Source organism: Shewanella sp. NKUCC01_JLK, assembly GCF_019345615.1.
GTDB lineage: Bacteria > Pseudomonadota > Gammaproteobacteria > Enterobacterales > Shewanellaceae > Shewanella > Shewanella oncorhynchi.
In genome coordinates this window covers 159,517-170,396 of record NZ_JAHKRD010000005.1, presented here as the reverse complement: position 1 = coordinate 170,396, position 10,880 = coordinate 159,517, and the positions used below count along the sequence as shown (strand labels likewise).

Sequence of the window (10,880 nt, the reverse complement as noted above, 5' to 3'; positions counted from 1 at the left end):
AAACATCGACACTCGTACCCACATTCTCAGCCTCTAACACAGTTACGGCCTTCAGACTTAGCTTGGTACAGTGCTTTATCGGCGCGACTAAACAGCGTTTCAGCATCATCACCCTGTTGCAATGAGGCCATCCCAATCGAGACAGTAATCGCGCCAAGGGAAAGTTTTTTGTCTTTCCCTACCGTTAAGCGCCGCTCAGAAATACGTTCACGCAGATTTTCAGCCACTTGCAATGCGTCGTGAAAATGGGTGTTAGGTAGCACCACCACAAATTCTTCGCCGCCATAACGCGCAACAAAGTCATCCCCACGCACACATTGCTTTAAGGCTAATGCGACATAGGCCAATACTTTATCACCCGTTAAATGACCATAGGTGTCGTTAAAGGCTTTAAAATTATCGATATCAATCAGTAAGAGACTACAGCGGGTCTGGTGATCTTGAGAACGGTAGATTTGATCCTGAATACTCAATTCATAGGCGCGGCGATTATGCAGAGACGTTAATTGGTCTGTCATCGCCGCGAGGCTAAGATTTTCCATTTCAGATTTAAGATTTTGTACTTCTTGACCCATGGTACACAGACTTTGCTCCATCTCACGGTTGTTGATAAGTAGCATCTGCATCTCATCGACCACACCATCAACCAGCTCGTTTAAGGTATTGATATCGGGATTAGTTTGTAATCGCAAACCAAACTCGGCTAATGAGCCAGAAAATGCCGCGGTTCCTTGACTCAACTGGCTGATTTTATTCAACAGGCTATTGATCAAGATTTGTGTTTCAATCTGAACATTTTCAATTACTTCTGGTGACTGTTCTTGGATAAAGGTTTTATAAAGACTGGTATTAACTTCCTTGGTAAAAGAGACAGAATTCGCCAAAAAACCATCAATCGCGCGATTTAAATCGAGATTTGTACCTGCAAAATATTCATACCAAACAGTGTAATTTTCAGGAGTAACAGGAATATCGAGGGCAGACATTTGCGGCACGGCCAAACGCAAAATTTGCGCGGCAGAATCAAGTTCTTTATTTTCTGCAGTAGAAGACATAAATCGCGAACCATAAATTTGTTATGTTTTTGTATATATTAAGTTAACTCAACTGATTCGATTTGGATATGGGAGAAATCAATTATTATGACAGGGAGCAAAAGAAAAGAGGATGTTGCCATCCTCTTCCTCATCACGGTACCGAACCAACTAGAACGAGCTAAACCTCGCGACAATTAAGTCCACAATTAACCACGGCAGCGAGCAAAGATATCTAATTCAGGCTGATATACCTCAGTTTTGATATTCATTAGTCCCAATAGACTATCGAATAAATTGTCATGAGAGAAACCACCTTTCGCCGCATGCTCAGCCAAACAATCCATATCCAATTGATTATCTTTGCTAAAATCTTTTGACACCCAAGCAAGCATAGGAATGCTCGTCTGCTCAATCGGTGCGATACTGTAAGGCGCGCCATGTAAATACATGCCTTTTTCGCCTAAAGACTCGCCATGATCGCTCAGATACAACATGGCTGGATCAAATTTATCTTGTTGGTTTTCTAACTTTTTAACCACTTCGCTAATAATATAGTCAGTGTACAAAATACTATTGTCATAGGTATTCATCAGCTCATCTTCACTGCAGTTTTGTATATCACTGCGCTGACAATCCGGTGTGAACTTACGGTGTTCTGCTGGATAACGTAAGAAATAAGTCGGGCCATGACTACCAATAACATGCAATACAATCACAGTATCTTTGCGTTCTGCGTTGGCTAAGGCTTCATCTAATTTGTTCAGTAACACTTGGTCGAAACAATATTGGCCAGTGCACAACTTAGGATCACTGTTCAAATCAATGGTTATGTTTTCAACTTGGTCACACACCCCTTTACAGCCAGAATCATTGTCAAACCACTGCACTTTAATACCGCCATGATCCAACACATCAACGGCGGTGTCTTGAGCATAGGCACGGCGTGAATCGTAATCTTCCCGTCCCATGCGAGAAAACATGCAAGGCAAAGATACCGCCGTTGCCGTGCCACATGAATGGGTATCTTTAAAGACTATTAATCCTTGGTCTTGGGTATGAGCGTTGGTTGGCTTGTCGTAGCCATAATACTGATAACTCATTGAACGCGCGGTTTCCCCCACGACTAGAACTAATAAATTCGGTTTTCCATTTGAGTTGGCACTGACATTTTTTGCATCGAGGCCAAGTTGCTGATATTCCATTGGCGTTTGCAAGTACTGCACATTGATGTACTTAGAGACAGCGCCGATAAAATATGTCGGCACGATATAACGTTTTAGCTCGTCGTTGTTACGGCCAAAAGCCGCGTAATCTTGAAAATAGAAGAAAGCAATAATGCCCAGTCCTGCCAACATCGCTAGCATAAAAAGCACTTTATGCAGTAGTTCTTTTAGGAAAGGTTTGTACTGAATATCCGCTTTATAGATAAGGTATGCGGGTAAAATCCCAGTCAGTAACATATTCATTATCGAAGCGAAATTCACATACATGAACGCTTCGGCATGATTGGTTTGAAAAGTGTTTTCTATCATGCCGTAATCGAAGACGACATTGTATTGGTAGGCAGCGAAGAACACACTCGATGATAACAAGGTGAGTAAGATGAAAAACGGTTTAACGAGATACTTCACCGTAAATAAGGAAAATACAAAACTGAGTGCAAAGGTTAAAAACAACGGCACAGTAGCGATGAAGATAGGATCGACATCAGGTTGTTTTTCAATGCCTTTCTTAATGATGCCAAACAATGGGATATTGAAAATACAGACGTAAAATAACGCTGTGATAAAAGTGAATCGATTCACCGATAGAGTCTTAAATCTTGCTAACACTGATAGCTCTCACTCAAATTAGTTGTTTGTCGAGAATAACTTAGTATTCTTAAGGTAGTCTTAGCCTTTGACAGTGAAATTTTTTCGCAATAGTAGCAAGCTCTCGGCAATGGCTCAAATTATCTGTGGGTATTGTTAACATTAAATAATAAACTTAAAAAAACGGCCGAACCTCAATAAGTTCGACCGTTTTCTGCTCCCCAACCTATTAGGGTCTTGCTCAGTTTTACCAGTGAAGAGTTAACAATTCATGCTAACCCAGCGGTAATTATCTTAATTGCTGTAATAAGTAGGCAAACGCCATTGAATTAAGTTCCGCAGCTTGATTATTATCTGCAGCGCCGGCGTGGCCACCTTCAATATTTTCGTAGTACAAGACATCAATTCCCATGTCTTTCATCTTAGCAACCATCTTACGGGCGTGACCTGGGTGAACCCTATCATCACGGGTCGATGTGGTGAAAAAGACCTTTGGATAATGCACGTCTTTATGCAGATTATGGTACGGAGAGTACGTTTTAATGTAAGCCCATTCCTCAGGAATATCCGGATTACCATATTCGCCCATCCAGCTGGCACCGGCGAGTAACTTATTGAATCTAAACATGTCAAGCAGAGGTACTTGGCACACGACAGCGTTGTACAGATCCGGTCTGCGGGTAAATGCCGCCCCCATTAACAGGCCACCGTTGCTGCCACCTTGGATGCCTAAATGTTTGCTTGACGTGATTTTACGGGCAATCAAATCTTCCGCTATTGCCTCGAAATCCTCATAGGCTTTATGTCGATTTGGCTTTAACGCCGCTTGATGCCAAGCTGGGCCATATTCGCCACCGCCACGAATGTTAGATAACACATATACGCCGCCCTGCTCTAACCAATTCTTACCAATGGTGGCCGAATAGGATGGACGCAGTGAGACTTCAAACCCACCATAGCCATAAAGTAGCGTAGGATTAGTGCCATCTAACTTAAGATCCTTAGCCATCACCACAAAGTACGGTACTTTAGTGCCATCTTTAGACGTCGCAAAGTATTGCTCAGTTTTAAACTTATCCGCAGCAAACTGTTGCGGCATACCTTTAATTTTCTTCGGATTTAAGGTTTTTGCATTAACCGTATAGAGGCTTGAAGGCTCAAGAAAACTGGTGTAATTCACGAAAAAATCATCACTGTCTTGCTCAACGTCCATTACCGTCAGGGCGCCATTCGCTTCGAATGGGACTTGGGTGCTTTGCCAAGCGCCCTTTTCGTCTTGCTCATACCGTACTAATTTGCTTTTCACGTTATCGAGCCAATTCACGAAAATCGCACTCTTACTAAAACTAAGCTGCGCTATCGATGCGGTCTGAGTCGGGCTCACAAATAAACTGAATTTGGCTTTTTGGGCGATAAGATCCGCCACATCGGCATACACGACCGCGCCTTGCTTAAAGTTACCGTCTTTGTTGATTAAATCGCTCTTTAACTCAATAAATAACTTACCTTCAAAATAACCTTTAATCTCAGCATCTTGAGGTAATGGCAACCCTATGAGTTTGCCATCTTGATAGACATATTGGCTGGCGGTATAAAAAGTATGTGCCTCGGTGACTAAACTCAGCGGTGTTTTATCATCGAATAAAACCCAGCCTGATACAGCGACAGAGGTTTTGTCACCAGTGAAAATCGGTTTCGCTTGCTCGAGTGCTGTACCACGTTGCCAGAGTTTCACCTCCCGTGGATAACCTGAGTCAGTCATGCTTTGACCATCACCAAAATCAGTACCGACAAAGGCGTGGTCTTTATCTATCCAGCTCAGACTTGATTTGGCTTCTTTTAAAAAGAATGGCTTATCTTTGGTGGCAACAAAGGATTTAGTATTTAAATTAAATTCTCGCACTTCCACCGCATCGGCACCGCCGCGGGAAAGTGAGACAAAACAGCGCTCATTTTCGGGATACTGACAGCTAATATCCTTAAATACCCAATTGACGGATTCAGCTTTACCTAAGGCATCGATATCAAGCACAGTCTCCCATTTAGGATCGGCCTTGGCATATTCTTCCATGGTAGTACGGCGGTAAATACCGCGCACATGGGTGTCATCCTTCCAAAAGTTGTATAACTTGTCGCCAATGTGGGTCGCGTAGGGAATGCGTTCTTTATCGTTCAGGATGGCGAGACTGTTCGCCACTAAGGTATCAAAACCTTTAAACGCTTTAATTTCGGCGGCAGATGCAGCATTTTGGGTTTTCACCCATTCCATCGGCTTTGCGCCTTCAACATCTTCTAACCAAATGTATTTATCTTCTTCTGCGTGAAGTTGACCGCTCATACCGAGCACTCCTGCAATGCACAAAGGCAGTAATTTATTATTCATTCTATTCCTTTTAAACAAAGTCCATCTTGAGATCTGCCCTTACATTACCTTAATTAATATCCAGTTCAACTATTAATCCAACAAGAATGTAACAAAAGGTAAGGTACTGTAATAGCTGATGATTAATCTAGAATGAATCGCGTTTTTAAAGATGTCATGCTATAAAAAAGCGTCCACGAGGGACGCTTTTTAGTGGATGAAATAGGGTAAATTAAAACTCGTTATTCATACGAGACAACAAATTGAGCAGTACGATTCGTTCCTCACTGCTCATTTTAGCGGTGAGATCTGTGGTGAGTTGTAGATGTAATGCATCATGTTCGAGGAACAAAGTTTGACCCTTTTCGGTTAACTCCACCAGAATTGAACGACGATCGGTTTCATGGGGACGACGTACAACCCACTCAGCTTCAACCATTTTGTCGATTTGAACCGTTAGTGTACCTGTTGTGACACCAATTTTATCCGCCAGTTCTTTCATCCTCATAGCGCCGTGCACGCCGAGTAACTCAATGGTGTGCACCTGCGATAGGCTAAAACCTTTGTCACGTACAATGGCGTGTTCCCAAGACGACAGCTTTTCGTAAAATTCAATAATCACATGATTTAATGCATGATCTGTTGAATGTGCGGCCGTTGAATGAGCAGTCGTTAAATTCAGGTTTGATGAATGATGATGTTCAACAGTCATTTAGGCTTCCTTAACCATACACTCGCGCTGACGACAAGTATGGAGTTCAATAGTGATATGAGCCAATTCAGGAAATTGTGACAGTAACTGATTAAAATAACTGACATCTTTCGGTGAATGGGACACGATAGACACCATAATAGCATGGTGATCGGCACTCACTCGCCAAAGATGTAAATCGGCCACTTGATGATCCGGTACGGCCTCAAGAGTTTCCACGACCTTACGCTGCAATGACGCTTTAACACCACCGTCAAGTAAGATAGGACTCGTTTGCTGAATGAGTCCCCATGACCAACGGCTAATAATCACAGCACCCACTATACCCATAACCGGATCGAGCCAAGTCAGTCCCATGTATTTACCAAACAACAAGGCCGCAATGGCGAGCACTGACGTTAACGCATCGGCTAATACGTGAAAATAGGCGGCGCGTAGGTTGTGATCATGACCACCGTGTGCCTTCTGACTCTCATGCTCATGCTCATGCTGAGCAACATGGTGCTCCTGTTTATGATGGCAATGGCTATGATCTTGATGACTTTCATCGTGTGCATGTGAGTCATCATGTGTATGTGGACCCGCACCATGTGAATGAGCCGTATGGACGTGATCGTCATGGGAGGAGTGTGCTTCGCAGCTGTGATGAGCATGCTCGTCTTCATGATCATCTTGATGTCCATGATCGTGACTATGACCATGAGTGTGCCCATGGTCGTGGGTATGGTGATCCTTGAGTAAAAATACACTCAGCACATTAACGCTCAAACCTATGACAGCCACAAATATGGCTTCGTTAAAATGGATTTGCTCAGGGTTAATCAGTCGCATTCCCGATTCAATCAACATCACCAGTGCCACAAGTCCTAGCGCTATTGCGCTGGTATAACCGCCAAGCACACTCACTTTGCCAGTACCGAAAGCAAATGCAGGATCGTTAGCGTGTTTACGGGCATAGGAATAGGCGAATAACGTGATCATAAAGGCCGCGGCATGGGTTCCCATGTGCCAACCGTCGGCGAGCAGTGCCATAGAACCGTAGATGGTTCCGGCAGCAATTTCAGCCACCATAGTGATCACGGTTAAATACAGTACATAGCGAGTGTTCTTCTCGCCATCGCGGTTCTGACTGGAAAACTCATGGGCGTGCTGCCATTGGGCGAGTGAGTGCCCTTGGCTGCTTCCCGTAGTAGCTTGATGCCCTGTCGCTTGCTCGGCTGTCATTGATTTCATTGTATGGCCCCTGTTCCATTTCTATCGCTATTAATGGTGAAAAACTCGTCGCTTGAATTATAGTTTGAAAATCAAAATATATGAAGATCAAATTAACTATTTATCAAGATATACTGTTTTCAAACTTTTAAACGTGTATTTGGATCCCCATAATGCATCTGCTCTCCTGCCATCAGTCGAGACACTGATATGTAAATTAAGATAGGCAGCTAGACTAGGCAAAGGATATCAGGCAAGGTTTAATGGATTAGCGCTTGATTTATGAGTAAAAAAAGCTCACATAGCTGAGTTAGATTGGCTTTATTACAGCCTTATGCAGTTATAGACAGACACAGCGGTGGCTTTTCAGTGCAAGTTGAAATCCAAGTTTTAAGGTTTTTATCTAGGCTATTTCGTATATTTTTCGCATGATATGAGTCATAAAACAGCCACAGCAAAGAATTGAAATAGCTGCGAACTTAACAAAATAAGTCATTGGAAAGTGTAATTAACCCTTATTATCCAGATTGATAAAGATTATTTGAATAAAAAATCGATTTTTTATTGAATAATTTAACCCTTTTTTACCTCTGCTGCGTTTATAGGGAGCAGAACACAGACAAATTTATCGACATCAATTCAGTTCGATTAGGAGAAACAAAATGAAATTGAAGACCTTATTTAGCGTTAGCACTGTTCCCCTTGCATTTGCACTATTGTCATTCAATGCCGCGGCGGTGAGCCCACCACATCCAACAGGGTTAAATGCGCCTATGATCAGTATTCAACGTTTCGATCCAAAAGATTACAGCGCACAGGAAGCCACTAAGATGTTCCCTGCTCCGGCAGCAGGTATGGTGCAGCACATTTTAAGTTTACCTAAATTAGAAAACGAAGATGACTACATGGTCGAAATCCAAATTGGTCAGACTCAAATGGTTGATTGCAATAAGCATGGATTAAACGGGGAATTGAAGGAACTGACAGTGCAAGGTTGGGGTTATAACTACTATCAAGTGGATGAAATCGCTGAAGGCCCAAGCACTATGATGGCCTGTTTCGAATTGGCGAAGAAAGAAGCTTTTGTACGTATTCCGGGTGAACTAAAAATGCGCTATGACAGTCGCTTGCCTAAGGTGTTTTATCTACCAGAAGGCGCTGAACTGCGTTTCAGAACTTGGAAAGTAGATTCAACCTATCAATATTCCAAGTAAATAGCCGAATTTAACTCTTGCGTCATCAATCAAATGCGCTTCGAGTCTTTGCTGATTGATAAAAGCAAAGACTCGAAGCGCATTAACTAGAATCGTTTAATTCTAACGACTTGCATAATTTCTATTTCAAAACCTGCCACAGTTTCTGTCTCTGGGTAATAGATGACATTGATCTTTTGCCCTTGCAGATTACGATACTTTTTGACCCGTCTAAATTTAAACGGCACGTCACAATCTTCAATCATAACAGTATGTTGTATCCACTCCGCTTTTTCCCTTTGCATATGCGAAACCACAGTCACACCTTCAGAGTGAACCAAATGTTCATGGGTGGCTAACATCTTTTTTACGGCCTTATTCATGTTCAACTCTTTTATCATCTAGTTGCGACAACAGTGACTCAACTTTCTGTTTAATTTCAGCATATCTCAATTTTTCACAGCGGCCGAAACCACTCAACTTACGCACTTGAAAACGACTCACCAAAGGAACTGACATGCCAGCAAGGCAACGACAATAGGTATCAAGTGATAAAGCATCTATGCCTTTGGCCGTTAAATGGTGCTTCAACTCATGTAAATCAGCCAACATCTGCTGATCTGTCGGCCAAGTCGGTTCCGTCGAATAACTCAACTTAGCAAAATTGCCGCGGCAGACACTGCAATGACCGCAGAAAGCCGGCGTCTCATTATCATCAAAATAACGGGATAAATTGTGGCTTAAGCACGTCTCAAGTTCAAAAAAGCGGACTAACTGCGCTATTCGCGCAATTTCTTTCTGCTCTTTATCAATAAAATAATGGTACAGCTCATCGATGAGTTCCGGACGCGCTAATGCGGCAACATCCACCCGATAAACATCAGTAATTCGTTTGGTTTCTAATTCAATCAACTGATGTTCAGCTAAATATTCCAGCGCGGCCAACACGCGACTGCGTTCATGGCCCGTTGCACTGTACAAGGCATCAAAATCTAATGCGCCCCATATTTTCTTCATCTGCGTATGATTAAAAATTTGCGTCAAAAAGGCCTGCCGCTCTGGATTAAAGCGGCTCAGAATGACATGTTTATCCACTAAAAATTTGTAATTAACATCGGCGTAGTAAGCAAATAACGGCTTAACCACACCTAGAATTTCTAGCTGCACAAGTAACGTTTTTAACGGCAACTGGCGAATATTACTCGCCGTCGACACGCCATTAAGCTGACATTCCCACTGACCAGAATCTTGTTCAAGTCGAATTGCTTCAATGACTTGCGCTATACCTTCTCGCTCAGGCGTATCGCCATACACAAAATTTTCAACGGTATTGAGTCCGTCAAGATTGGCTAAAGTCACACAATGGGATAATGCACCATCACGCCCTGCTCTGCCGATTTCTTGACTGTAGTTTTCAATGGATTTAGGCAAATCATAGTGGATCACAAAACGGATATTGCTCTTATCGATTCCCATACCAAAGGCGATGGTTGCCACTACCACTTGCAGCTTATCCTGCATAAAATCATTTTGAATTTGTTGACGTTTTTCATCTTCAAATCCAGCATGATAGGCACTGGCGACGATACCTTGTTGGCTCAAAAGTCGTGCGACCGTTTCGGCGGTTTGCTGCAAAGTTACATACACAATACCGGCACCTGAGAATGATGCAATCTGCTTAACCAGTAAAGCATTCTTCTCTTGCGTTGATACAGGCAGAACAGTCAAATCTAAATTGGGTCGATAAAATCCCGTTTGTACTATGTGTTCGGGCGCTATATCGAAGCGCTTGGCCATATCCAGTTTCACTTTACGTGTCGCGGTGGCCGTCAATAACAGTACCAATGGGATCTCAAGCTCGCGCCGATAATCGGGCAATTTAAGATAATCGGGCCGAAAATTATGGCCCCACTCTGAAATACAATGCGCTTCATCGACGATCAGCATGGACAGCGGAACCGATTGAATAAATTGCCGAAAACGTTCATTTTTGAAACGCTCCACCGACACCATTAAGATTTTCAGCTTGCCAGAGCGCGCATCTGCCATCACTTGCTGACTCTGCTCGACGCTTAAGGTTGAATCTATGCTGGCCGCATTAATTCCCTTAGATTGTAAAAATTCCAGCTGATCTTTCATCAAGGCGAGTAAAGGCGAAATCACTAAACTCAAATGGGGTAACTGCAATGCTGTAAATTGATAACAAAGGGATTTACCAGAACCCGTCGGAAAAATCGCTAAACTCGACTTCCCCGCCAACAGTTGTGTTATCGTTTGCGCTTGGCCAGGCCGAAATTCAGAAAACCCGAAATCCTGCTGCAACAAACTAATGTATGGATTGGTTTCTGGAATGGGATTGAACATCAACCGTCCTTTACACTCATCCTTACCACCCAAAAAATTCGGGTATACCGCAAGAAAAAGATTCAGCATTAAGTGAGTCGACTAGTCTAGCAAATTTTGAGGTACTTTACGGAGTTAATTACCGACAACTGAGTTTTGGAGCTGAATTTATCAGTTGAAAACCATGATGCCGCAGATAAAGTGTGACGG

8 protein-coding genes are annotated in these 10,880 nt (G+C 42.8%); 1 reads left to right on the top strand and 7 read right to left on the bottom strand.

Translation table 11 applies throughout. The features are described 5' to 3' along the window. Positions 1 to 26 precede the first annotated feature (26 nt). From KO537_RS07355 to KO537_RS07335, 5 genes are all read right to left on the bottom strand, one after another. A complete protein-coding gene (locus KO537_RS07355; protein WP_028759897.1) occupies positions 27 to 1,055 on the bottom strand; it encodes a GGDEF domain-containing protein in 1,029 nt (342 codons plus the stop codon). A 188-nt stretch (positions 1,056 to 1,243) separates the two neighbouring features. After that, positions 1,244 to 2,869, bottom strand: a complete 1,626-nt coding sequence (locus tag KO537_RS07350) for a phosphoethanolamine--lipid A transferase (RefSeq protein ID WP_219234141.1) — start codon at positions 2,867 to 2,869, stop codon at positions 1,244 to 1,246. Between the two features lie 268 nt (positions 2,870 to 3,137). Further along, positions 3,138 to 5,231 carry a prolyl oligopeptidase family serine peptidase gene (locus tag KO537_RS07345; protein ID WP_219234140.1) on the bottom strand — a complete coding sequence of 698 codons (2,094 nt, stop codon included), beginning with the start codon at positions 5,229 to 5,231 and terminating at the stop codon, positions 3,138 to 3,140. A gap of 211 nt (positions 5,232 to 5,442) precedes the next feature. Further along, positions 5,443 to 5,922, bottom strand: a complete 480-nt coding sequence (locus tag KO537_RS07340; protein ID WP_173244777.1) for a MarR family transcriptional regulator — start codon at positions 5,920 to 5,922, stop codon at positions 5,443 to 5,445. Continuing rightward, positions 5,923 to 7,155 carry a cation diffusion facilitator family transporter gene (locus tag KO537_RS07335; RefSeq protein WP_219234139.1) on the bottom strand — a complete coding sequence of 411 codons (1,233 nt, stop codon included), beginning with the start codon at positions 7,153 to 7,155 and terminating at the stop codon, positions 5,923 to 5,925. 641 nt (positions 7,156 to 7,796) lie between these two features. Between KO537_RS07335 and eco the strand changes: the two genes are divergently transcribed. Next, the gene (gene eco / locus KO537_RS07330) at positions 7,797 to 8,348 is read left to right on the top strand and encodes a serine protease inhibitor ecotin (RefSeq protein ID WP_028759893.1); all 552 of its coding nucleotides are present in this window, start codon (positions 7,797 to 7,799) and stop codon (positions 8,346 to 8,348) included. A gap of 86 nt (positions 8,349 to 8,434) precedes the next feature. On the opposite strand, the gene KO537_RS07325 is transcribed toward eco, so the two are convergent. Continuing rightward, positions 8,435 to 8,710, bottom strand: a complete 276-nt coding sequence (locus tag KO537_RS07325; protein WP_028759892.1) for a hypothetical protein — start codon at positions 8,708 to 8,710, stop codon at positions 8,435 to 8,437. Continuing rightward, positions 8,703 to 10,691 carry a RecQ family ATP-dependent DNA helicase gene (locus KO537_RS07320; protein WP_219234138.1) on the bottom strand — a complete coding sequence of 663 codons (1,989 nt, stop codon included), beginning with the start codon at positions 10,689 to 10,691 and terminating at the stop codon, positions 8,703 to 8,705. Before KO537_RS07320 ends, KO537_RS07325 begins: the two co-directional genes overlap by 8 nt. Positions 10,692 to 10,880 lie beyond the last annotated feature (189 nt).

Bases quoted from the DNA above. Each gene is read 5' to 3' on its own strand.
- KO537_RS07355 (WP_028759897.1), bottom strand. From the start codon at position 1,055: ATGTCTTCTACTGCAGAAAATAAAGAACTTGATTCTGCCGCGCAAATT.
- KO537_RS07345 (WP_219234140.1), bottom strand. From the start codon at position 5,231: ATGAATAATAAATTACTGCCTTTGTGCATTGCAGGAGTGCTCGGTATG.
- KO537_RS07340 (WP_173244777.1), bottom strand. From the start codon at position 5,922: ATGACTGTTGAACATCATCATTCATCAAACCTGAATTTAACGACTGCT.
- KO537_RS07335 (WP_219234139.1), bottom strand. From the start codon at position 7,155: ATGAAATCAATGACAGCCGAGCAAGCGACAGGGCATCAAGCTACTACG.
- eco (WP_028759893.1), top strand. From the start codon at position 7,797: ATGAAATTGAAGACCTTATTTAGCGTTAGCACTGTTCCCCTTGCATTT.
- KO537_RS07325 (WP_028759892.1), bottom strand. From the start codon at position 8,710: ATGAATAAGGCCGTAAAAAAGATGTTAGCCACCCATGAACATTTGGTT.
- KO537_RS07320 (WP_219234138.1), bottom strand. From the start codon at position 10,691: ATGTTCAATCCCATTCCAGAAACCAATCCATACATTAGTTTGTTGCAG.